Genomic DNA, 23794 nt, shown 5'->3' with positions numbered 1-23794 from the left:
CAGACGGGGACCGGAAAGTCACCGTCATGAACGAACAGAACGCGGGAGGCGTCCGGCAGCGCTCGGTCGAGATCGTGGTGCCGGTGTACAACGAGGCGCACGTCCTCGCCGGCAGCATCGGCCGTCTCCACGCATACCTCGAAACGTCCTTCCCGTTCCCGTTCACGATCACCGTGGCGGACAACGCGAGCACCGACGGCACCTGGCAGGCGGCGCTCGACCTGACCCAGCGGCTGCCGCACGTGCACGCCGTGCACCTCGACGCCAAGGGCCGGGGCCGCGCGCTCAAGCACGTGTGGAGCGAGTCCGAGGCGGACGTGGTCGCGTACATGGACGTCGACCTGTCCACCGGCCTCGAAGGTTTTCTCCCCCTGGTCGCCCCGCTCCTGTCCGGCCACAGCGACGTGGCCATCGGCAGCCGCCTGCACCGGCAGTCGGCCGTACAGCGCGGCGCCAAACGGGAGTTCATCTCCCGCTCCTACAACCTCCTCCTCAAGGCCGGCCTCGCGGCCCGCTTCTCGGACGCGCAGTGCGGCTTCAAGGCCGTCCGCACCGAGGTGTTCCGGGCGCTCGCCCCGCACATCGAGGACACCGCCTGGTTCTTCGACACCGAACTCCTCGTCCTCGCCCAGCGCAACAAGCTCCGTATCCACGAGGTCCCGGTCGACTGGATCGACGACCCCGACAGCCGTGTCGACATCGTCCGGACCGCCCTCGACGACCTCAAGGGCATGCGCCGGATGTTCCGGCAGACCGTCACCGGCCGCGCCCGCATCGCCGCCGTACCCCGTCGCACCCGCACCACCACCCCTGTCCTGCCCGTCGGGGCGCCCGCCTCTTCCGCGGAACACCTGGAGTACGCGTCATGACGACCCTCGCCCCGCCCCCCAGCCAGGAAGACGCCCGGCGCTCGCACCGGGCCGCCCCGCCCGCCGACGGCGGCGTCGCCGCCCGCGCCAGAAGGCTCTTCACGGGCCCGGAGGACGACCCGCGCTGGGCCCGCCCGGCCCTCTGGGCGATCCTCCTGCTGGCCACGGCGCTCTACGCCTGGAACCTGACCTCGATCACCGGCAACACCTTCTACGACGCGGCCGTCTACAGCGGCACCAAGAGCTGGAAGGCGTTCTTCTTCGGCGCGCTCGACTCGGGCAGCTTCATCACGGTCGACAAACCACCGTTCGCCCTCTGGGTGATGGGCCTGTCCGCCCGCGTATTCGGTTACGGCACCTGGCAGTTGATGCTCCCGATGGTCGCGGCCGGCACCGGCTCGGTGGCCCTGCTGTACCGGAGCGTCAAGCGGGACTTCGGCGCGGTCGCGGGCACCATCTCGGCGGTGGTCCTCACCCTCACCCCGATCACGGTGGCCATCACCCGTGACACCAACCCGGACCCGATCCTCGTCCTGCTGATGATGCTCGGCGCGGTCGCCCTCCTGAAGGCCGTCCGCAACGGGAAGTTGATGCCGCTGGTGTGGTCGGCGGTCGCGATCGGCTTCGCGTTCAACACCAAGATGATGCAGGCGTACGTCGTCCTGCCCGCGTTCTTCCTCGTCTACCTCTGGGCGACGAACGTCTCCCTCGGCAAGCGCATCCGCAACCTCGCCGTCGCCACCGTGGCGCTGATCGTCTCCAGCGCCTGGTGGATGGTGATCGTCGACCTGATCCCCGCGTCCTCCCGCCCCTACATCGGCGGCTCGACCGACAACACGGTCTGGGACCTGGTCATCGGCTACAACGGCTTCGGCCGGATCTTCGGCGCCAGCTCCTCGGTCGGCTCGCAGGGCAACGGGGCTTCGTTCGGCGGCAGTTCGGGCCTGTACCGGATGTTCAACGAGATCATGGGCGGCCAGATCTCCTGGCTGATCCCCTTCGCGGCGATCGCGCTCGTCGCCGGTCTGGTGCTGCGCGGCCGCGCTCCCCGCACCGACGCCAAGCGCGCGGCGCTCATGCTCTGGGGCGGCTGGTTCGTCTTCCACTTCCTGACCTTCTCGCTGGCCGAGGGCACCTTCCACCCGTACTACGTCACCGCCATGGCGCCCGGTGTCGCGGCCCTGGCCGGTGCGGGCGGAGTGCTGCTGTACCGCGCCTTCCGTGAGGGCTCGGCGGCCAAGTGGGCCTGGGTGCTGCCGGCGGCGATCGCGGCCAGCTCCGTCTGGGCGGTCGTCCTGCTCCAGCGCGTCTCCGGCTCCGGCACGGTCTACACGGTCGCGGAGATCGTGGTCGCCGTGGCGGGCATCGCCTCCGTACTCGGTCTGCTGGTCGGCCGGTTCACCCGGCGCCATCGCCTGATGGGCTTCGCGGCGCTGGCCGCCGTAGTCGCCCTCCTCGCCGGTCCCGCGGCCTACTCGGTCTCGGCGGCGACCTCCTCGACGAACGGCACCAACCCGACGGCCGGGCCCAGCACGGGTGGCGGCATGGGCGGCGGCGGTGGCGGTATGGGCGGCGCGCCGAGCGGCACCAACTCCGGTACGAAGCCCAGCGGTTCGGCCCCGTCCGGCACCCGGCCCTCGGGCAGCGGTTCGGCGCCTTCGTCCTCCTCGAACACCTCGGAGGCCTCGGAGTCCGGTTCCGAGTCCGGTTCCGAGTCCGGTACGCAGCAGGCCGGCGGTGGTATGGGCGGCGGCACGCAGGTCTCGTCCGAGATGATCGCGTACCTCAAGAAGCACCAGGACGGGGCGACTTGGCTGCTGGCGGTGTCCACCGACCAGACGGCGTCCTCGATCATCCTGGAGTCGGGTCAGCCCGTGATCTCCATGGGCGGCTGGTCAGGCAGCGACAACGCGATGACCCTCGCCAAGCTCAAGTCCCTCGTGAAGTCCGGCAAGTTGCACTACATCATCGTCAGCAGCGACGGCGGCCAGGGCACCAACTCCGCGATCGCGACCTGGGTCAAGGCCCACGGCACGGCGGTCAAGTCCTCGGCGTACAGCTCGAGTTCCTCGACCTCGACCTCGACCTCGACCAGCAGCGGGCTCTACCGCCTGGACGCGTCCGACGTCAGCTAACCCACCAGCCACATTTCCCGACAGGAAGGGCCGCCGGTAACCCCGGCGGCCCTTCCGCTTGTCGTAGGTCGAGGAAAAGAACTAAGCCGTCGCGAGCGCGACCGGACATCCCGCCGTACGCCGGACCCGGCGCTCCGCGTCGACCGCGAACACCTCGCAGCCGGGCCGGGCGGCGGCCCAGTCGACGCCCTCCGGGCCCATCGCGAAAGCCGCGGTCGCCGTGGCGTCCGCCTCGGTGAGGGAGGAGGCGACGACGGAGATGCTGAGCAGTCCGGTCGCGGGTCGGCCGGTGCGGCCGTCGACGATGTGGTCCCCGCGCTCGTAGCGCGCGGAGGTCGCCACCGCCCCGTCGGTCAGCTCCAGGACCGTGCACAACTGATCGGCGTGCTCGGGGTGCCGTACGCCCACTCGCCAGGGACCGCCGGCCACGACGACGTCGCCGCCGGCGTTGAGGATGAAGCGCCGGGCCCCGGCGGCGGTGAGCAGTTCCGCCGCCCGCTGCACCGACCAGCCCTTGACGACCGCGCAGGGGTCGAGGGGCCGGCCGGGCAGCCGGACGTCGAAGGCGCCGCCGGTGGCCGCCCGGTACTGCTCGCAGAGGTCGAGGACCTCGGTCAAGTCCGCGCTGAGGTCCGGGAGTTGCAGCTCGCCCCGGTCGTAACGGCACACCTCACTGTCCGCGCGGAACGGGCTGAAGCGGGCGTCGACCTCGCGCAGCCGGGCGAACAGCGCGTCGGCGGTCTCGTCCCCTATGCCTTCGTCGTCGACCCGCAACGACACCGGGAACCCCATCACATGCTCAACGCGGTTCATTTCAGGCGCCCTTGGCGTCGATCGCGGCCTGGAGGGACTGGACGTAGGCGTCGCTGGTGATCGTGGCGCCGGACACCGTGTCGATCTTCGAGCTCTGTGCCTTGAGGGTCTCCTCGATCAGCACCGGAACGGCCGCCGTGGTCTGCGGGTGGTTCGGCTGCTGGAGCATGCTCACGGCACTGATCTTGTCGCCCTCGAAGGTCACTTGGACCTGCACAGTGCCCTTGGAGGTGTTGATCGCGGTGCCCTGGACGACCTTCTTCGAGGACGTGGAAGGGGTCGGCGAAGAGGCGTCCGTGGAGGTGGAGGTGGGAGTCGGCGTCGAGACCGCCGCCGTACTCGGCGTACTCGTCGAACTCGTCGTCGTCCCGATGGACGGCTCGTAGCGCCACACGGGGATCAGACCCGCGACGGACAGCACCAGGACAGGTATGACTCGCTTCACGATATGTCTCTCATCCCGCCAGGCTGAAGCGTTCGAAGTGGATCTGCTGCTTGGGCACGCCCATGTCGCCGAGGGTGCGCAGCACCGCGTTCATCATCGGGGGCGGTCCGCAGAGGAAGACGTCGCGGTCGGCGATGTCCGGTACGAGGCGGGCCAGTTCGCGCGGGGCGAGCTTGTCGGGGACGGGCGGGCCGGTGAGCAGGTGCAGTTCGGCGCCCTTGGCCCGGGCCAGCTCGGCCAGTTCGCCGTAGAGGACGGCGTCACGTTCGGCGGAGACGCGGTAGATGACGACCGCGTGGCCCTCCAGGTCCTCCAGCAGCGCGCGGATCGGGGTGACGCCGACGCCGCCGGCGATGAGGAGGGACTCGGCCTTCCTGCGGTGCAGGGTGGTGAAGGCGCCGTAGGGGCCCTCGGCGAAGACGCGGGTGCCGACCTTGAGGTGGCGCAGGGCGGCCGTGCCGTCGCCGGCGGTCTTGGCGGTGAGGCGGAGGCCGGTGCCGTCGGGGGCGGCCGACAGGGAGAAGGGGTTGGCCTGCCACCAGCGGTCCTTGGTCAGGAAGCGCCAGAGGAAGAACTGGCCGGCCTGGGCAGGGAGACGGTCGAGGTCGCGGCCGGTGATGTAGATCGAGACGACGTTGTCGGACTCGGGGACGACCGCCGAGACCCGGAACTGGTGGCGCAGGTTCCGCCACAGGGGCAGGACCAGTCGGCCCAGGGCGACCGAGCCGAGGGCCACGCCCCAGACGGCGTACCAGTACGTCTTCGCGGCGGAGGACGCGGTGAAGGTCGTACCGACCGCGACCTGGTGGGTGAAGGCGAGGACCACCGCGACGTAGGTGTAGAGGTGGATGAAGTGCCAGGTCTCGTAGGCGAGGCGGCGCCGGGCGTAGCGGGCGGAGGTCGCGCCGATGACGAGGATCAGGGCGAAGGCGACGAGCGCGCGCAGGATGCCCTCGGTGGTCTCGGCCAGGTCGACGACCTCGCCGACGGGCCCGGTGTCGGTGCCCTCCGCGTAGCCGAAGGCGATGAAGACGAGGTGCCCGAGCAGCGTCCAGAGCAGCGCGAAGCCGGTCCAGCGGTGCCAGGAGGTCATCCGGTCCATGCCGATGCGGCGGTCGAGCCAGGGCAGGCGGGCCACGAGCAGCAGTTGGAAGGCCATGACGAGCGCGCCGTAGAGGCCGAGGAGGCGGCCGATGACGATGAGCGCGTTGGAGGCGAATCCGGCCTGGGCGAAGAAGACGGTCACCACGGCGACGTTCGCGGCCAGCACGGCGTACAGGCCCGTGCGGGCCACCACCCTGGGGCGTATCGCCGTGGGGGGCGCAGGGGGTGATTGGACGGTCGTCACGGACGGCAGCTCCTTGATCGGGTCCTGGGAGAAGAGCTTGACCTCGGGGGGCTGTCGTTTTCCTGTCGAAGAACTTTCAAGTGGCTATCGATGTGGGTGTGGCGGTGCCGCGGGTCTGGCGTCGATCGGTGGGTGGCGCACTATGAGCGGGTGGACAAAGTTCGACTCCTCGTCGTGGACGACGACCCGCCGATCGCCGACCTTGTCGCGACGGTCGCCCGGTACGAGGGCTGGGAGGCCGCGTGCGCGTACTCCGGTGAGGAGGCGCTGACCGTGGCCGCCGAGTTCGCGCCGGACATCGTGGTGCTCGACCTGATGCTGCCCGGGCTCGACGGCTTCGGTGTGCTGGACCGGCTGCGGCACTCCGGGACGATGGTGCCCGTGGTGTTCCTCACGGCCCGGGACGCGGTCGCCGACCGGGTCGCGGGGCTGACCCGGGGCGGTGACGACTACCTGGTCAAGCCGTTCGCGGTGGAGGAGCTGATGGCCCGGCTGCGGACGGTGCTGCGGCGCAGCGCCGGGCCCGGTTTCCCGCGCTCGGTGCTGCGGGTCGCGGATCTGACGATGGACGAGGACACCCGGGAGGTGCGGCGCGGCGACCACCTGATCACGCTCACCCCGACCGAGTACGAGGTGCTGCGTTATCTGCTGCGCAAGTCGCCGACCGTGCTCACCAAGGCGCAGATCCTCGACCATGTGTGGGAGTACGGCTTCGGTGGCCGCTCCAATGTGGTGGAACTGGTGGTCAGCCGACTGCGCCGGAAACTCGACGAGGGGCACGATCCGCTGATCCACACCGTGCGCGGCTTCGGCTATGTGATCCGCCAGGCCGCCGAATGATCGGACGGCTGCGGCGGAACTGGCGCCGGGTACGCCTGGGGACCCGGCTCGCGCTGGGCGTGGGCGTCCTGTCGCTGATCGTGTTCGCGGTCGTCGGCACGGCCCTCACGATGTATATGCGGGACTATCTGGAACGCCAGGTCAGCGATCAGATGAAGCTCGTCCAGGTCGTCCAGACCAAGGACGCGGCGGCGCACGGCATCGTCCAGAGCAAGCCGTACTACGGCTGGTACACGGCGGTCTACGACGTCTCGGGCACGACCGCGAAACTGCGCAAGCCCTCCGATGTCCCGGACGACACACGCGCGCTCACCGCTCTCGCGAAGACGATGGCGCACTCCAAGACGGAGATCTCCCGCACGGTGACGATCGACGGCGAGGGCACCTACCGGCTGCGGGCCTGCGAGGTCCAGCCCGGTGTGGTCCTGGTGAGCGCGGCGCCGCTGGCGGACGTGCAGGGCACGGTACGGCAGCTCGTCACGGTGCAGGTGGTGGCGTTCGCGCTGGCGCTGCTGGTGCTGGTGGTGATCGGCCGGCATCTGCTGCGGCGCGGGCTGCGGCCGCTCAGCGACATGGCGAGCACGGCCCACGGCATCGCCTCGCACGACCTCAGCGAGTCGGCGGCCCGGCTGCCGCTGCGGGCGGAGCGGGGCGACGGCGGGCCCGAGGTGGAGGAGCTGCGCACCGCGTTCAACACGATGCTGGAGCACATCGACGACTCCCTCGCGGTGCGCGCGGAGGCGGAGCAGCGGCTGCGCCGGTTCGTCGCGGACGCCTCGCACGAGCTGCGGACCCCGCTGATGTCGGTGCGCGGCTACGCGGACCTGTTCCAGTACGCGGCGGCGAACGTGCCCGAGGAGCGCGACAAGCATCTGGCCCGGCTGCGCGCCGAGGCCGCCCGCATGGGCATCCTCCTCGACGACCTGCTCCTGCTGGCCCGCCTCGACGCGGCGGACGTGGAGACCCCGATACGGCTGCGGGACGCGGACCTGGTGGACCTGGTGGGGCAGGCGGCGGACGCCTTCCGCGCGGGGCACCCGGACCGCCCGCTGACGGCCGAGCTCGGCGAGGATCCGGTACGGCTGCGCGTGGACCCGGTGCGGATCCGGCAGGTGCTGGACAACCTCCTCACCAACGCGGCCGTGCACACCCCGCCCGGGACGCCGGTGTCGGTGACGCTCGCGGTCGCGGCCGGCACGGCGTCGGTGCGGGTCGCGGACGCGGGCCCCGGCATCCCGGAGGACGACCGCGCCCGGGTCTTCGACCGCTTCTACCGCGTCGACAAGGCCCGCACCCGGGACCGGGGCGGCAGCGGGCTGGGCCTCGCGGTGGCACGGTCGCTGGCGAAGGCGCACGGCGGCACGGTGGAGCTGACGTCGGAGCCGGGGGCGACGGTGTTCACGGTGACGATTCCGCTGGGGGCGGCTTCGTCCCGGTGAACGCGGGTAGCGTGCCCTCCCCTTCGCTCTAGCCCGGCGCGGAGCTTGTCCCTACCATGGGTGACGTGGCGTCACCTGAGACACAGGACCACCAACTGGCCCTGTTTTATCGACAGTTGCGGCGCTTCGAAGCCGAGGGGTCCCCCTCACATCCCGCGCCACACATTGTCGTACGCCGCGTCCTCGACGCTCTTCCGCTGCCGCACCGCCTCCAGCTCCGTCACCGCGTCGTGGACGACGGCCAGGACCGTGTCCAGCGACTCGTCGGTGAGCTTCGCGGAGTCCTCGTTCGACACCTCGCCGATGCCGGCGGCCGCGGCGAGCTGGCCGAGGACGGGCTCGCCCTCGGCCCAGCGGTCCGCCGCGCGGGAGCGGGCCGGGGAGTCGACCAGGGCCGTCTTCCCGGTGCGGACCGGGAGCCAGCGTCCGCGCTGCCGGGCGACCAGTCCCTCCGCCTCCAGCGCGGCGAGATAGGCGGAGGAGAGGCCACGCCCCCGCCGCCACAGCCAGTCCTCGACCGTCTCGTACGGCGTCTGCCGGACGAGCGCGCTCGCTGCATGGTCCAACAGGGCGTCCGGCAGGGCGACTTGGGGGTTCGGCACGATCAGGTCGCCGTCCAGCGCGACGGCTCCGGCGGCGATCAGGTCGATCACCTCCGCTCCGGCGAGCGCGAGCGAAAGATCACCCGTCTCGACGGGGCGGTCCGGTGCGACGTCCAGGGCGACGATCATCAGGTCACGCGGTGTGCTCATGGATGCCAACCTAGCGCGGCTTATGCGAGGAGGCATCGACACCCAACGTTTACATAATTCCGTCCCGCCGTCAGTGGTGTTTCGGGACTGTGAGCCCCTGATGAATATCGGGGGTTTTTGGACCGCTTGCGCCACTGCGGTCCGAATGCTGTGCCCTCTGAAGGAAATTGGCAGGGTTTTCGGTTGTTTGGGGTCCGGTTTCGGGCTGGCTGGATCACTCCTCTCCATCGGCTGCTTACCTGGCCGTTGTTGACCGACGAGTAACAGGGGGGCTAGCTTTCCATCAGCCATCTTGCGCCTCTGCGAATTCAATCGGCCCCCCTGCCGAAACCCCCCACCGTGCAGTTTCACCGTTTATTCGGAGAATCATGACGCCTGTCGCGCGCGCCGAAGAACTGATCATTGGAATCACTCCGTTCCATGAACCGGATGCCCGACTCGCGGCGGCCGTCAGCCGTGCCGGCGGGCTGGGGGTGCTGGACCTGGGGCTGGGCGACCGAAGATCCAGGGAGGCTCTGGCGCGTATCCGGCGCTGGTCGCCCGGCCCGTTCGGGGTACGGATCGCGGCCCACTGCCGGATCGGTCCCGGTGACCTCACGACGGGCGGCGGCGCCGTCCCGCACACCGTGGTCCTCGCCGCGGACGCGCCCTGGCAGATCGGCGAGGTCGCCGCGGAGCACCGGGTGCTGGTCGAGGTCACCGACCCGGAGCAGGCGCTCGCGGCGGTCCGCGCCGGTGCGCACGGACTGATCGCCCGCGGTGCCGAAAGCGGCGGCCGGGTGGGCGAGTTGAGCACCTTCGTGCTGCTCCAGCGGCTCCTCGACGAGCCCGGCGTGGACGTCCCGGTCTGGGCCTGCGGCGGCATCGGGCCCCGTACGGCCGCCGCCGCGGTGGCCGGTGGTGCGGCCGGGGTCGTCCTGGACAGCCAACTGGCGCTGCTCGCCGAGTCGGGCCTGCCCGAGGCCGCCGCGGCGGCGCTGCGCTCGATGGACGGTTCCGAGACCACGGTGGTGGCCGGTCACCGGGTGCTGCTGCGACGCGGCCCGGACGCCCCGCGGGTGCCCGCCGAGCGCGTGTCCGAGCTGCTCGGCGCCCGTGACCCGCGCACCCAGTTACTGCCGGTCGGCCAGGACGGTTTCCTCGCCGCGCGCTTCGCCGAGCGCTGGGGCGACACGGGTCGCACGGTGCGTGAACTCACCGCCGCCATAAGGGAGTCCGTACGGGACGAGCGCCCGGCCGACGCCCTGCGCGCCGGCTCCCCGATGAGCCGCACCCTCGGCACCCGACTGCCTGTCGCCCAGGGCCCGATGACCCGTGTCAGTGACCAGGCGGAGTTCGCCGCGGCCGTCGCGGAAGGCGGGGCCCTGCCGTTCGTCGCGCTGGCCCTGTCGAGCGGCGAGCAGTCGCGGGCGGTACTGGCCGAGACCCGCACCGCCGTGGGCAAGCGCCCCTGGGGTGTCGGCGTGCTCGGCTTCGCGCCCGAGGAACTGCGCAACGCCCAGCTCGAAGCCGTACGGGAGTTGGGGCCGACGCACGCGATCATCGCGGGCGGACGTCCCTCGCAGGCCGAGGCATTGGAACGGTCCGGGATCTCCACCTTCCTCCATGTGCCCTCGCCGGGGCTGCTGCGGCAGTTCCTGGACGCCGGTGTCCGCAGGTTCGTCTTCGAGGGCTCCGAGTGCGGCGGCCATGTCGGACCACGCGGCAGCTTCCCGCTGTGGGAGGCCCAACTCGCCGTCCTGGACGACTTCTTGGCTACGGCCGAGGCAGGCACGGCGGAACACGTCGAGGTGTTCTTCGCGGGCGGCGTCCACGACGAGCGCTCGGCGGCGATGGTGGCCGCCCTTGCCGCACCGCTCACCGCACGCGGTGCGGCCGTCGGCGTGCTGATGGGCACCGCCTACCTCTTCACGGAGGAGGCGGTGACACGTGGAGCGGTCCAACCCCTGTTCCAGGAGCAGGTGATACACGCCACCCGGACCGCGCTGCTGGAGACCGCGCCCGGTCACGCCACCCGTTGCGTGCCGAGTCCGTTCAGCGACAACTACCTCGATTTCGAGGCCCAGTTGCGTGCGGAGGGCGTACCCGACCGGCAGATCTGGGAGAAGCTGGAGCGGCTCAACGTCGGCCGGCTGCGGATCGCCAGCAAGGGCGTCGAGCGGGACGCGGACGGCGCGCTGGCCGCCGTGGACGAGCAACGCCAGCTCGCCGAGGGCATGTTCATGGCCGGCGAGGTCGCCGTGCTGCGTTCGGCGACCACCACGATCGACGCCCTGCACCGCTCGGTGACCGAGGAGGCCGCCGCGTTCCTGGCCGACAGCGCGCGAACCGCCCGCGTCCGCCTGGGAGTGGAGGCGAGCGTCGAGCCGGCGGCGCCCGCACCGCTGGACGTCGCCGTCATCGGCATGGCCTGCATGTTCCCGCAGGCCCCCGACCTCCCCACGTTCTGGGCGAACATCCTCGGCGGCCGGGACGCCGTCGACGAGGTCCCGCCCGACCGCTGGGACCCCGCCGTCCACTACTCGCCCGACAAGGGCGGCGCCACCCCGTCGAAGTGGGGCGGCTTCCTGCCGCGCATCCCCTTCGACCCGCTGCGCTACGGCATCCCGCCGACCTCCCTCGGCAGCATCGAACCGGTGCAGTTGCTCGCCCTCGAAGCGGCCCGGCGTTCGCTGGAGGACGCCGGATACGGCGACCGGGGGCGGGAGTTCGACCGCGCGCGCACCTCCGTGGTGTTCGGCGCGGAGGCGGGCAGCGACCTGTCCAACGCGACCACGCTGCGCGCCGTACTGCCGTCCTACTACGGGAAGATCCCGCAGGGCATCGAGGAGCAACTCCCCACGCTCACCGAGGACTCGTTCCCCGGCATGCTCTCCAACGTCATCTCGGGCCGCATCGCCAACCGGCTCGACCTGGGCGGGGCCAACTTCACGGTCGACGCGGCCTGCGCGTCCTCGCTGGCCGCCGTCGACGTCGCCTGCAAGGAACTCGTGGGCGGCACCAGCGACATCGTGCTGTGCGGGGGCGCCGACCTCCACAACGGCATCAACGACTACGTCCTCTTCTCCTCCGTGCACGCCCTGTCCCCCACCGGCCGCTCCCGCGCCTTCGACAACTCGGCGGACGGCATCGCGCTCGGCGAGGGCGTCGCGTGCGTGGTCCTCAAACGGCTCGCGGACGCGGAGCGCGACGGCGACCGGATCTACGGCGTGATCAAGGGGGTCGGCAGCTCCAGCGACGGCCGCTCACTGGGCCTCACCGCACCCCGGCCCGAAGGACAGCGGTCGGCGCTGGAGCGGGCGTACCGCAACGCGGGTGTCTCCCCCGCCGAGGTCGGCCTGGTCGAGGCGCACGGCACCGGGACGGTAGTCGGCGACCGCACCGAACTCGCCATCCTCAGCGAGGTGTTCACCGAGTCCGGGGCGCGGACGGGCAGTTGTGCGCTCGGCTCGGTCAAGTCCCAGATCGGGCACACGAAGTGCGCCGCGGGACTCGCCGGTCTCATCAAGACCGTGCTGTCCCTCTACACCGGCGTCAAGCCGCCCACCCTGCACATGAAGCAGCCCAACTCGGCCTGGAAGGAGGACGACAGCCCGTTCGTCTTCCACGCCCGGCCACGGCCCTGGGCGGCCCCCGCCGAGGAACGCGTCGCGGGACTCAGCGCGTTCGGCTTCGGCGGCACCAACTTCCACGCGGTGATCGGGGCTTACGGCGAGGCCGTACCGCCCGCTCACGGACTGGACGCGTGGCCGGCCGAGTTGTTCACCTTCCGGGGCGCGGACCGGGCGGCGGCGCGGCGGGGCATCGAGGAGACCCTGAAGCTCGCCGAGGCGGGGCACTGGAAGCTGCGCGACCTCGCCCTCAGCGCGTCACGCCGCGCGGACGCCCGGCACGAACCGGTGCAAGTGGCCGTCGTGGCAAGGGATGTGGAAGAACTGACCGGGCAACTGCGCTGGGCGCTGGCCGGTGAACACGATCCGGCCAGGGGCGTCCACCTCGCGGAGGCCGGAGCAGACACGGACGCCGAAGCAGGCAAGGTCGCGTTCCTCTTCCCCGGTCAGGGCAGTCAGCGGCCCGGCATGCTCGCCGACGTGTTCATCGCGTTCCCCGAGCTGCAGCACTATCTGCACCTCGGCCGCGACCACGCCGACGCGCTCTACCCGCCCACCGCCTTCGACGACGCCGCCCGCGACCGCCAGCAGGCCGGTCTCACCGACACCCGGGTCGCGCAGCCCGCGCTGGGCATCGCCGGGCTGGCCGCGCACGCCCTGCTCACCGAGGCGGGCGTACGGCCCGACATGGCGGCCGGGCACAGCTACGGCGAGCTGGTCGCCCTGTGCGCGGCGGGCGCGATCGCGCCGGAGACGCTGCTGGAGCTGAGCGCCGAACGCGCGGCGGCGATCCTCGAAGCGACGGGCGCGGACGACCCGGGCACGATGGCCGCGGTCGCGGCCGGCGCCGAGGACGTCGAGCAGGCCCTCAAGGCGGCGGACGCCCCCGGCTCCGTCGTCGTCGCCAACCACAACTCGCCTCGTCAGACCGTGATTTCGGGTCCGACGGAGGCCGTCGGCACAGCCGTACGACTGCTGCGCGAGGCCGGGCTCGGTGCCAAGCGCATCCCCGTCGCCTGCGCCTTCCACAGCCCGCTGGTGGCGGGGGCGGGCGAACGGTTCGCGCGGGCCCTCGCCCAACGGCCGGTGCTCGCACCCGAGTTCCCGGTCTGGTCCAACCGCACCGCGGCCCCGTACGGCGAGGGCGCCGACGCGGTCCGGGCCGAACTCGCCGCGCAGATCGGCTCCCCGGTCGGATTCGTCGCGCAGATCGAGGCGATGTACGAGGCGGGGGCTCGGGTCTTCGTCGAGGCCGGTCCCGGCTCCGTGCTGACCCGGCTGGTCGGCCAGATCCTCGGCGACCGCCCGCACCGCACGGTCGCGTGCGAGCCCCGGCAGGACAGCGGGCTGCGCGGCTGGCTCGACGCGCTGGCCCAACTGGCCGTCGCCGGGCTGCCGGTGCGGACCGGATGGCTGTTCAACGGGCGCGACGCCGTCGACGCGGCCCGGACTCCTGTGCCCTCGCGACCCGGCTGGACGGTCGACGGACAACTCGTCCGTACCGCCGCCGGAGCACTTCTGCCCGGTGCCCTCGCACCGGCCCGACGCGTTGTGGAGACGACTGTGACGACAAACCCCGCCGACGGAGCCGGTGCCCCCGGCGAGGCGAACAGGGACGCGCTCATCTCCGAATTCCTGCGCACCAGCCGGGAGATGGTGGCCGCGCAACGGGATGTGCTGCTGACGTACTTCGGCGCGGTACAGGGCACGGTGCCGCAGGGAACGTGGGTGCCCGCACCCGCGCCCGCCGTGGTCGAGGCGCTCCCGCAGCTCGCCGCCCTGCCGGCCGCCGAGGCACCGGTGCCCCAACAGCCCGCCGCGCAGCCGGAGTCGGCCCCCGAGGCCGTCACCGAGGCCGATGTGCTCCGGGTCGTCCTGGAGATCATCAGCGAACGCACCGGCTATCCCGTCGACATGATCGAGCCCGACCTCGACCTGGAGGCGGACCTCAGCATCGACTCCATCAAGCGCGCCGAGATCGCCGGTGAACTGGCCCAACGCCTCGGTATCGGGGGCGGTATGGACGTCGCCTCGCTCGACGACGCCGAGCTGGAGGACCTGGCGAAGGCCCGTACGGCGGCCTCCGTCACGGGCTGGCTGTCGGCACGGCTGACGGAGCCCGCCGCCCCGGCGGCCGACACGTCCCCGGCGGCCGACACCTCCCCGCAGGAGGAGGTCACCGGCTCCGCGCCCAAGCGCCTCCAGCTCCGGCCGGTGCTGCTGCCGCACCAGGACGGTGACAACCCGGCGGACCCGGCGTCCGCGCTGAGCGGCCGACGGTTCGTCGTCCACGGCGACGGTGACGCCTCGGAGGCGGTCGCGGCGCGGCTCTCCTCGTACGGCGCCGACGCGGTGATCGTCGCTCCCGAGCACCAACTCAGCGACGCCGACGGCCAGGTGGACGCCGTTCTGTATCTCGCGCCGCTCACCGCGTCGGCGCCGGTGCTGCCCGACGCGTTCCCCGTGTTCCAGGCCGCGCTGCGGCGCGGCCCGCGCCACCTCCTCGCGGTGCAGGGGGCGGACGGCGGATCGGCGGGGCTGCACGGGCTGTTCCGTACGGTGGCCCGGGAGTATCCGGACACCGTCGCCCGGGTCGTCGAGCTCGCGGACACCGCGCCGGCCGCCGTCGCGGACGCGGTGATCGCCGAACTGCTCGCCCCCGGCGCGGAGCCGGTGGTGCTGCGAACCGCCGCCGGTCGGCACGGACTTGAGCTGGTGGAGACACCGCTCGGCGCGCTCGCGACCAATGGCGCCGGACCGGCCGGTGACGGGGTCGCCGAAGCCGCCGCGATCGGGCTCGACCGCGACTCGGTGGTGCTGCTGGTGGGCGGCGCGCGGGGCATCACCGCGAAGTTCGCCGCCGCGCTCGCCGCCGCCTCCCGGTGCCGTATCGAACTCCTGGGCAGGACCGCCGCACCGGCCGGCCCCGAGGACCCGGCGACCGTGGGCGCCCGCACCCCGGCCGAACTGCGTGCCGCCCTCGCCGGGCAGGGCGGTGGGCTCACGCCCGCCGAGATCAACCGCACCGCCGAACTCCTGCTCGCCCAGCGGGAGATCACCGCGACCCTGGACGAACTGACGGCCCTCGGCAGCCAGGCCCGCTACCACTCCGTCGACTTCCGCGAACCGGACGCCGCGGTCCAGGCGGTCAAGGAGATCCACGCCGAACACGGCCGCCTCGACGGTGTCGTCTACGCGGCCGGGGTCATCGAGGACCGGCTGATCGCCGAGAAGACCACCGAGTCCTTCCAGCGGGTCTACGGCACGAAGACCCACGGCGCCGAGACCCTGCTGTCGGCGCTGGAGCAACTGCCCAACGGCCCTGCTTTCGCGGTCCTGTTCGGCTCCATCTCGGCCGTCCTCGGCAACCGTGGTCAGGTCGACTACGCCGCCGCCAACGACGCCCTGCAGAACCTGGGCACCGCCTGGGCCGCCCGTACCGGGCACCGCGCGCTGACCGTGCACTGGGGGCCGTGGGCGCCCACCGGCGGTCACCACGGCATGGTCACCCCGGAGTTGGGACGCGAGTACGCGCGGCGCGGCATCTCGCTGATCGACCCCGAGGAGGGCACCGCGGCCCTGCTGCGCGAACTCGCCTTCGGCGACGAGTCGGCCGGAGCCGTCGTCTACACCGCTTCGGGCTGGTGACATGACGGACCGTCAAGTGCCGGTCGCCATCGTGGGAATGTCGGTGCTGTTGCCGGGCGCCGCCGACCTCGACGCGTACTGGCGGAATCTGCTGGCCGGCACGGACGCCATCAGCGAGGTGCCGGACGGCCGGTGGGACGCGGACTACTACCGCCCGGACTCCGCGAGCGGTCCGGCCGTGGCCGACCAGGTGTACTGCCGGCGCGGCGGATTCGTGGACGGGCTGGCCGAGGTCGAGGTCACCCGGTTCGGCATCATGCCGAACTCGGTGCCCGGCACCGAACCCGACCAGCTCATCGCCCTCCATGTGGCCGCCGCCGCCCTCGCCGACGCGGGTGGCGAGTCCCGTCTGCCCGACCGGCAGCGCGTCGGTGTCGTGCTCGGCCGGGGCGGCTATCTCACCCCCGGCCTGGTCCGCCTCGACCAGCGGGTCCGTACGGCGGGCCAACTCGTCCGCACCCTGGGCGAGTTGCTGCCCGACCTGGATCCCGGCCAACTGGAGCGGATCCGCACGGCGTTCACCGAACGGCTCGGCCCCGACAGTCCCGAGTCGGTCATCGGCCTCGTACCGAACCTCGCGGCGTCCCGGGTCGCCAACCGCCTCGACCTGCGCGGCCCGGCCTACACGGTGGACGCGGCCTGCGCGTCCTCGCTGATCGCCGTCGACCAGGCGGTGACCGAACTCGCCGCCGGGCGCTGTGACTTGATGCTCGCCGGGGGCGTCCACCACTGCCACGACATCACGCTGTGGAGCGTGTTCTCCCAACTGCGCGCGCTCTCCCCGAGCCAGCGGATCCGCCCCTTCCACCGCGACGCCGACGGCATCCTGATCGGCGAGGGCACGGGAGTCGTCGTCCTCAAGCGCCTCGCCGACGCCGAACGCGACGGCGACCGGATCTACGCCGTCGTCCGGGGCACCGGTGTGTCCAGCGACGGGCGCGCCGCAAGCCTCGTCAACCCGGACTCGGCCGGTCAGACCCACGCCGTACGACAGGCCTGGGAGGCGGCGGGCCTCGACCCGGCGCGCCCCGATTCGATCGGTCTGCTGGAGGCGCACGGGACGGCGACGCCCGCCGGTGACGGGGCCGAACTGGCCACGCTGGCAGAGGTGTTCGGACCCGACGGTGATGCGGTCATCGGCTCGGTGAAGTCGATGATCGGCCACACCATGCCGGCCGCCGGAGTGGCCGGTCTGGTCAAGGCCGCCCTCGCCGTCCACCACGGCATGCTCCTGCCGACCCTGCACTGCGACGACCCGCATCCGGCGCTCGCGGCGACCCGGTTCCGTCCGCTGGAGAAGGCGGCGCCCTGGGAGACGACGGCCGAGCAGCCGGTGCGGCGGGCGGCGGTCAACGCGTTCGGGTTCGGCGGCATCAACGCGCATGTGGTGCTGGAGGAGGCGCCGGGGGCGCGCGCGTCACGTGCGTCGGCGGTGGTCGTCGACGAGCCGGAGCGCGTGCTGATCCTCGCCGCCGACAGCCCGGAAGCCCTCGCCGCCCTGCTGGACGCCGACGACTCCGCCGTACTGGCCGCGGCTTCGGCCCGGACCGGTCCCCCGTCCGGGCGCTCCCGGCTCGGCATCGTCGCCCCGGACGCCAAGCGGCTCGCGCTGGCCCGCCGGGCGATCGCCAAGGGGCGGGCGTGGCAGGGCCGCAGCGATGTGTGGTTCACGCCGAGTCCGTTGATCGGGCCCGGCGGGGGCAAGCTGGCGTTCGTCTTCCCGGGTCTCGAGGGCGACTTCACGCCCCGGGTCGAGGACATCGCCGCGCACTTCGGACTGCGCGAGAACAAGTCCTCAACTCCGGCTCAGGTGGGGGATGTCGGCCGTCACGGCTTCGATGTCGTCGGTGTCGGGCGGCTGTTGGACGCCGCGCTGCGCAGGATGGGAGTCGCCCCGGACGCGGTCGCCGGACACAGCGTCGGCGAGTGGACCGCGATGACGGCCGCCGGGGTGTACTCGCCGGACGAGGTCAGCGACTTCATGGAGTCGTTCGACCCCGACTCGGTGACGGTGCCGGGCCTGGCCTTCGGTGCGATCGGCGCCCCGGCCGAGCGCGTGCTGGCGGCGCTCGCCGACGAGTGGACCGGCGCCGGGATCGTGCTCTCCCACGACAACGCGCCCGGCCAGTCGATGGTGTGCGGACCCGCCGAAGCCGTGGACGCCTTCGTGCGGTCCTTCCGCGCGCAGGGCGTCCTGAGTCAGGTCCTCCCGTTCCAATCCGGCTTCCACACACCGATGTTGAAGCCCTACCTCGCGCCGATCGAAGAGGCCACGAACCGCTTCCGCCTCCATCCGCCGACGGTCCCTCTGTGGTCGGGAACGACCGCCTCGCCGTTCCCTTCGGACGAGAAGGCGGTACGTGAGCTCTTCATCCGCCACCTCCTGGAACCCGTGCGCTTCCGCCAGCTCGTCGAGGCCATGTACACCGCCGGGCATCGCGCGTTCGTCCAGGTCGGCACGGGCCAGCTCGGCTCCCTGATCGACGCCACGCTCGGCGGACGCGACCACCTGGTCGTCGCCGCCAACTCGCCCCACCGCTCCGGACTGGCCCAACTCCGGCGCGTGGCCGTGGCGTTGTGGTCCGCGGGCGCGACGGTGGATCCGCTGGCACTGGCCCTGCGGAAACCCGCTCCACGACACGAACGGCCCCCGGTACGGCTCGACATGGCCGGCGCACTCGTGTCCCTCGACGCCCCGACCCTGGTGAAGCTGCGGGCGGAACTACGCACACCGGCCGCCGCGCACACGCCGGCCCTCGCCGCCCTGTCCCCCCTCCACGCCCTCACCGACCGCTTCCCGGCCGCCGCCGAACTGCACGCCCTCATGCGCGACACCGCCGACACGGCCGCCCAACTCATCAGCGCGGGCAGCCGTCGTGGCACACCGACCGCGCCCGCCCCCGTACCCCGCATCGCGGCCGCGCCTCCCGCTCCCCCACGGGAATGGCAGACCACGGTCCATGTCTCCCCCGAGTCCATGCCCTACCTCATGGACCACTGCTTCTTCCCGCAACGCCCCAACTGGCCCGACGTGGCGGACCGTTGGCCGGTGGTCCCCGCCACCACGATCGTCCAGCACATCATCGAGGCGGCGGAGCGGACCGCGCCCGGTATGCGCGCGGTCGCCGTGCACGACGCGCGGTTCGACCGATGGCTCACGGCGACGCCCTCGATCGACGTACCGGTACGCGTAGTTGCGGACACGACCAACCGACTCGCCGTCTCCTTCGGCCCGCACGCCCGAGGCGTGGTCGAACTGGCCCCCGCCCACGCCCCGTCACCCCCGCCGCACCCCCGCCCGGACCCCACCACCGAGCGCGTCCCCGACCACACCGCGGCCCATCTCTACGACGAGCGCTGGATGTTCCACGGCCCGGCGTTCCAGGGCGTCACCGAACTCACCGCGATCGGCGACCGCCACGTACGCGGCACGATCACCACACCGCCCGCCCCGGGCTCCCTGCTCGACAACGTCGGCCAGATCCTCGGCTACTGGATCATGGCGACCCGCACCGAACGCACCGTCGTCTTCCCGGTCGGCATGCGCGAGATGCGTTTCTACGGCCCCCATCCGCGCCCCGGCACGGACGTCGAGTGCCTGGTGCGGATCACCTCGCTCACCGACACCGCGCTCGAAGCCGACGTACAGCTCACGGTCGACGGCGAGGTGTGGGCGGAGCTGACGGGCTGGCAGGACCGGCGCTTCGACAACGACCCGCAGACCAAGCCGGTCGAGCGCTTCCCCGAGCGCAACACCCTCTCCGAGGCCCGCCCCGGCGGCCGGACCCTGCTGAACGAGCGCTGGCCCGACCTCGCCTCGCGCGATCTGATCATGCGCAACTCCCTGAGCAGCGTGGAGCGTTCGCAGTACGCCGAGCATCCGCCGCGCGGGCGCCGGCAGTGGCTGCTGGGCCGGATCGCGGTGAAGGACGCGGTACGGCAGTGGCTGTGGAGCCACGGCGAGGGGCCCGTCTATCCGGCGGAGATCCGGGTCCACAACGACGAGTCGGGCCGCCCGTACGTCACCGGTCTGCACGGCCGGACCCTGCCCCCGCTGGATGTCTCGCTGGCCCATCGCGCCGAGGCGGCGGTCGCGATCGTCCGGCCGCACTCCCCCGGCCCCGGCCCCGGGATCGACATCGAGGAGGTCGTGGAACGCCCCCCGGCCACCCTCACCACCGCACTCGGCGAGGAGGAACTCGCTCTGCTGCACACCCAGTCGGCGGCCACCGGCGAGTCCGAGGCGCTGTGGTTCGCCCGCTTCTGGGCGGCCAAGGAGGCGGTCGCCAAGGCGGAGGGCACCGGCTTCGGCGGCCGACCGCGCGACTTCGCCGTGTTCCAAGTGGACTCCGGATCACGGCTGTTGGTGTCGGGACGCCTGGAACGCGCCTACACGGTGCACTGCGAGCCGGCCGGCAATCCCCCCAATCTGCCGGACAGGACCTACGTCGTGGCCTGGACGACGGGACCCGCGCACGAAGAGGAGTACGACCGATGACCCCCACCACCGAGGACACCGTCCTCGCCGACCTCACGGGCATGCTGACCACGCTCCTGGAGGACGAGTACGGCGTCGACGACGTCGAGATCACCATGACGACGACCTTCAACCGTGATCTGGAGCTGGAGAGCATCGACCTGGTGACCCTGGCCGGTCTGCTCCAGGAGCACTACGGCACGAAGGTCAACTTCGCCGAGTTCCTGGCCGGGATGGAGTTCGACGAGATCATCGAACTCACCGTCGGCCGGCTCGTCGAGTATGTCGTGCAGAGCCTCAAGGCAGCCGAGGCGGGCTGAGCCATGGCGATGGTCGACACCGGTCAACTCCGGTTGCACGTACAGCGAATGAGCCCGCCCGAGGGCCGCCGCCCCATCGCGACGGCGGTATTGGTGCACGGTCTGCTCACCGACAGCCTGGCCAGCTACTACTTCACCATCGCCCCGCCGTTCGCGCTGGCCGGCATCGACGTCGTCATGTACGACCTGCGCGGCCACGGCCGCAGCGGGCGGCCGGCCACCGGCTACACCCTCGACGACAACATCGACGACCTGGAGGCGCTGCTCGACCGCCTGGAGGTGACCGGACCGGTCCATCTGGTCGGCAACTCCTACGGCGGGACAGTGGCGTTCGGCTACGCGGCCCGCCATCCGGAGCGGGCCGCCAGCGTCTCCCTCATCGAGTCGGAACCGGCGACGGCGGCCTGGGCACCGAAACTCGGCGGCATCCTGCAGCGCGTGCTGCACGAGCTGGCGCACAACGAGGACGACGCGATCGCCTGGATCAGCGCGAACCGCGGCCACAACACCGCCCGCCTCGCGAAGGGCGCCGCCCGACTGGCCCGGGAGACCTCCCTGTCCCAGGACATCCCGGCCAGCGGGGTGTTGACGGAGGATCAGATCCGCGCGGTGCACTGCCCGGTGCTCGGTGTCTACGGCGGCGACTCGGACCTCGCCGAACTCACCCCCTGGCTGGAGTCCGTGCTCCCCGACTGCCGGACCGTCGTCGTCCCCGGCCACGAGCACTCCGTGCTGGTCGAGGCGGCGGGCACGGTCGGCGGCCACATCCTCTCCCTGATCCAAGAGGCGAACGCGCGCACGGCGGGCGTCCGGTGAGCCGGTTCCTCTTCGTCGTACCGCCGCTGGTCGGCCACATCAACCCGGCGACGGGCGTGGCCGCCGAACTCGCCGCACGCGGACACGAGTTGGCGTGGGCGTGCGCCGACCCCGATCTCGTACGGCGGCTCGCGGGCGGGTCGGCGCGGGTGTTCCCGTGCGCCGGACCGGTGCCGGGCACGGGCGAGGGCGTACGGCCGCCGGACATCCGTGGGCCGGAGGCGCTGAAGTTCCTGTGGGAGGCCTTCCTCGCACCGCTCGCCGAGCAGATGGCGCCCGGAGTCGCCGCCGCCGTCGAGGAGTTCCGACCCGATGTGATCGTCGCCGACCAACAGGCCCTGGCCGGCGGTCTGGTGGCGGAGCGCCTCGGCATCCCGTGGGCGACCTCGGCGACCACCTCGGCCGAGTTCACGGACGTCTTCGCGGGCATGCCCAAAGTCGGCCTCTGGCTGGACGAGTTGCTGAAGGGACTCCGCGCGGAGATCGGCGACCCGTCGGGCACCGCCGACCCGCGCTTCTCCCCGCATCTGGTGCTCGCGTTCAGCACCCCGGAACTCGTCGGCCCCGAGGCGCGGCAGGGCGAGCAGATCCGCTGGGTCGGCCCGTCGATCGCGGCCCGCCCGGCCGCGCCGGACTTCCCCTGGGACTGGCTGGACCGGTCCCGCTCCCTGGTGCTGGTCAGTCTCGGTACCGCCAACACCGATGTGGGTGCCCGTTTCCTCACCGAGTGCGTGACGGCACTGCGGGCGCGAACCGACCGCGTCCAGGCGGTGATCGCGGATCCGGGCGGCGCGCTGGAACCGTCCGACGCAGCGGACAAGGACCTCCTCGTCCTGCCTTCGATCCCCCAACTCCCGCTGCTCGAGAGGGCGGACGCGGTCGTCTCGCACGCCGGGCACAACACGGTGTGCGAGGCGCTGTGGCACGGCGTCCCCCTCGTCGTGGCGCCCATCCGTGACGACCAGCCGGTGATCGCCGGCCAGGTCACCGGCGCGGGCGCGGGCATCCGGGTCCGCTTCGGCCGGGTCACCGCACCCAAGCTGGGCGCGGCCATCGACTCCGTACTCCACGAACCCGACCACCGCGCCGCGGCCGAGCGCGTCCGTACGGCGTTCCGCGCGGCCGGCGGGACCCGCGCGGCGGCCACCCACCTGGAGCTGCTGGCCACCGGCGCGCCCCCGAAGGAGACCCCGTGAGCACCGAGGACGACCCCAAGCCCCCGAGCCGCACCGAGCAGGTGGCGGCGCTGCGCCCCGTCTACCAGGCCGACTTGGCCGACGGCCTGGACCGCTTCTTCGAGCCCAGGCGCGAGACGTGCCCCTGGTGCGAGTCGCCCCGCCTGCGGACCCGGCTGCGCACCAAGGACCTGATCCAGCACAAGCCGGGCACGTTCGTCCTGGACCGCTGCGAGGAGTGCCGGCACACCTTCCAGAATCCCCGACTGAGCCCGGCGGGGCTGGAGTTCTACTACCGGGACTTCTACGACGGCCTGGGCGAGAAGCAGTTGGGCAACACCTTCGCGGCCCGGACGAAGATGTACGAGCAGCGCGCGCAGTCACTGCTCCCGCACTCCCCGACGCCCAAGAACTGGCTGGACGTCGGGACCGGGCACGGGCACTTCTGCGAGTCGGCCCGCACGGTGTACCCCGGCACCACCTTCGACGGCCTCGACTTCACGGACGGCGCCGAACTCGCCGAGCAGGCGGGGCGGGTGGAGCGCGGATATCGCGGCAGCTTCCCCGAGTTGGCCCCGAATCTCGCGGGCCACTACGACGTCGTCAGCATGTTCCACTACCTGGAGCACAGCACCGAGCCCGAGCGCGAACTGGCCGCCGCGCACACGGCCGTTCGTCCCGGCGGGCATCTGCTGATCGAGGTCCCGGACCCCGACAGCCGCTACTCCCGGCTGCTGGGCCGCTGGTGGCTGCCGTGGCTCCAGCCGCAGCACCTGCACTTCGTCCCGGTCGAGAACCTGCGCGCCCGCCTCACGGACCTCGGCTTCACGGTCGTGGCCGAACAGCACGCGGAGCCGCACGACCCGGTCGACCTCCTCGCCGGCACCTGGCTGGCCCTGGACACGGCCGCGCCCCGCGACGACCTCCCCTGGCTGCCGAAGCCCCCGACCGGTCTGGCCCGTGTGCTCCGCGCGGCGGTCCTGATCGCGGGGATCCCGGCGCTGATCCTGGGCACGCTGCTGGACCGGTTCGTGGTGAAGCGGCTGTCGCACCGGCTGGGGGTGTCGAACGCGTATCGGCTGGTGGCGCGGCGGGACTGAGCCGTC

General features: G+C 72.1%; 14 protein-coding genes. 10 read left to right on the top strand and 4 right to left on the bottom strand.

Annotation, left to right across the window (positions count from 1 at the left end; translation table 11 throughout):
• Window positions 1–26: 26 nt before the first annotated feature.
• Both OG223_RS40145 and OG223_RS40140 read left to right on the top strand, forming a co-directional pair.
• The gene (locus OG223_RS40145; RefSeq protein WP_329259833.1) at window positions 27–869 is read left to right on the top strand and encodes a dolichyl-phosphate beta-glucosyltransferase; all 843 of its coding nucleotides are present in this window, start codon (window positions 27–29) and stop codon (window positions 867–869) included.
• Window positions 866–3004, top strand: a complete 2139-nt coding sequence (locus tag OG223_RS40140; RefSeq protein ID WP_329259831.1) for an ArnT family glycosyltransferase — start codon at window positions 866–868, stop codon at window positions 3002–3004. The genes OG223_RS40145 and OG223_RS40140 overlap by 4 nt, the downstream gene beginning before the upstream one ends.
• An 81-nt stretch (window positions 3005–3085) precedes the next feature.
• Here the strand turns inward: OG223_RS40140 and OG223_RS40135 are convergent, their stop codons facing one another.
• The 3 genes from OG223_RS40135 to OG223_RS40125 are packed head-to-tail and all read right to left on the bottom strand — an operon-like array spanning window position 3086 to window position 5610.
• A complete protein-coding gene (locus OG223_RS40135; protein WP_329259828.1) occupies window positions 3086–3817 on the bottom strand; it encodes an FAD:protein FMN transferase in 732 nt (243 codons plus the stop codon).
• A 1-nt stretch (window position 3818) separates the two neighbouring features.
• Window positions 3819–4262, bottom strand: a complete 444-nt coding sequence (locus OG223_RS40130) for an FMN-binding protein (protein WP_329259826.1) — start codon at window positions 4260–4262, stop codon at window positions 3819–3821.
• Between the two features lie 10 nt (window positions 4263–4272).
• Window positions 4273–5610, bottom strand: a complete 1338-nt coding sequence (locus OG223_RS40125) for a ferredoxin reductase family protein (RefSeq protein ID WP_329259823.1) — start codon at window positions 5608–5610, stop codon at window positions 4273–4275.
• Between the two features lie 150 nt (window positions 5611–5760).
• On the opposite strand from OG223_RS40125, the gene OG223_RS40120 reads away from it, so the two are divergent.
• Entirely contained in the window at window positions 5761–6450 is a 690-nt protein-coding gene (locus OG223_RS40120) for a response regulator transcription factor (protein ID WP_200678396.1), read from the top strand.
• The gene (locus tag OG223_RS40115) at window positions 6447–7889 is read left to right on the top strand and encodes a sensor histidine kinase (protein ID WP_329259819.1); all 1443 of its coding nucleotides are present in this window, start codon (window positions 6447–6449) and stop codon (window positions 7887–7889) included. The genes OG223_RS40120 and OG223_RS40115 overlap by 4 nt, the downstream gene beginning before the upstream one ends.
• A gap of 146 nt (window positions 7890–8035) precedes the next feature.
• On the opposite strand, the gene OG223_RS40110 is transcribed toward OG223_RS40115, so the two are convergent.
• A complete protein-coding gene (locus OG223_RS40110) occupies window positions 8036–8641 on the bottom strand; it encodes a GOLPH3/VPS74 family protein (protein WP_329259816.1) in 606 nt (201 codons plus the stop codon).
• Window positions 8642–9009: 368 nt separating this feature from the next.
• On the opposite strand from OG223_RS40110, the gene OG223_RS40105 reads away from it, so the two are divergent.
• From OG223_RS40105 to OG223_RS40080, 6 genes are read left to right on the top strand one after another with little or no spacing between them, the layout of a single operon-like run.
• Entirely contained in the window at window positions 9010–15900 is a 6891-nt protein-coding gene (locus OG223_RS40105) for an SDR family NAD(P)-dependent oxidoreductase (protein WP_329259813.1), read from the top strand.
• A gap of 1 nt (window position 15901) precedes the next feature.
• Window positions 15902–20398, top strand: a complete 4497-nt coding sequence (locus OG223_RS40100; RefSeq protein ID WP_329259810.1) for a beta-ketoacyl synthase N-terminal-like domain-containing protein — start codon at window positions 15902–15904, stop codon at window positions 20396–20398.
• Complete coding sequence (locus OG223_RS40095) at window positions 20395–20697, top strand: acyl carrier protein (protein WP_327400548.1); 303 nt, start codon at window positions 20395–20397, stop codon at window positions 20695–20697. The genes OG223_RS40100 and OG223_RS40095 overlap by 4 nt, the downstream gene beginning before the upstream one ends.
• A gap of 3 nt (window positions 20698–20700) precedes the next feature.
• Complete coding sequence (locus OG223_RS40090; RefSeq protein ID WP_329259808.1) at window positions 20701–21513, top strand: alpha/beta fold hydrolase; 813 nt, start codon at window positions 20701–20703, stop codon at window positions 21511–21513.
• A complete protein-coding gene (locus OG223_RS40085) occupies window positions 21510–22709 on the top strand; it encodes a glycosyltransferase (protein WP_329259805.1) in 1200 nt (399 codons plus the stop codon). Before OG223_RS40090 ends, OG223_RS40085 begins: the two co-directional genes overlap by 4 nt.
• On the top strand, window positions 22706–23788 hold the full coding sequence (locus OG223_RS40080) for a class I SAM-dependent methyltransferase (protein ID WP_329259803.1): 1083 nt from the start codon (window positions 22706–22708) through the stop codon (window positions 23786–23788). The genes OG223_RS40085 and OG223_RS40080 overlap by 4 nt, the downstream gene beginning before the upstream one ends.
• Window positions 23789–23794: the final 6 nt, after the last annotated feature.

Origin of the sequence: Streptomyces sp. NBC_01478, from assembly GCF_036227225.1 — a bacterium.
Classification (GTDB): Bacteria; Actinomycetota; Actinomycetes; order Streptomycetales; family Streptomycetaceae; genus Streptomyces.
Note: the sequence above shows the minus strand (reverse complement) of the source record. Positions and strands in the feature narration are given on the sequence as shown.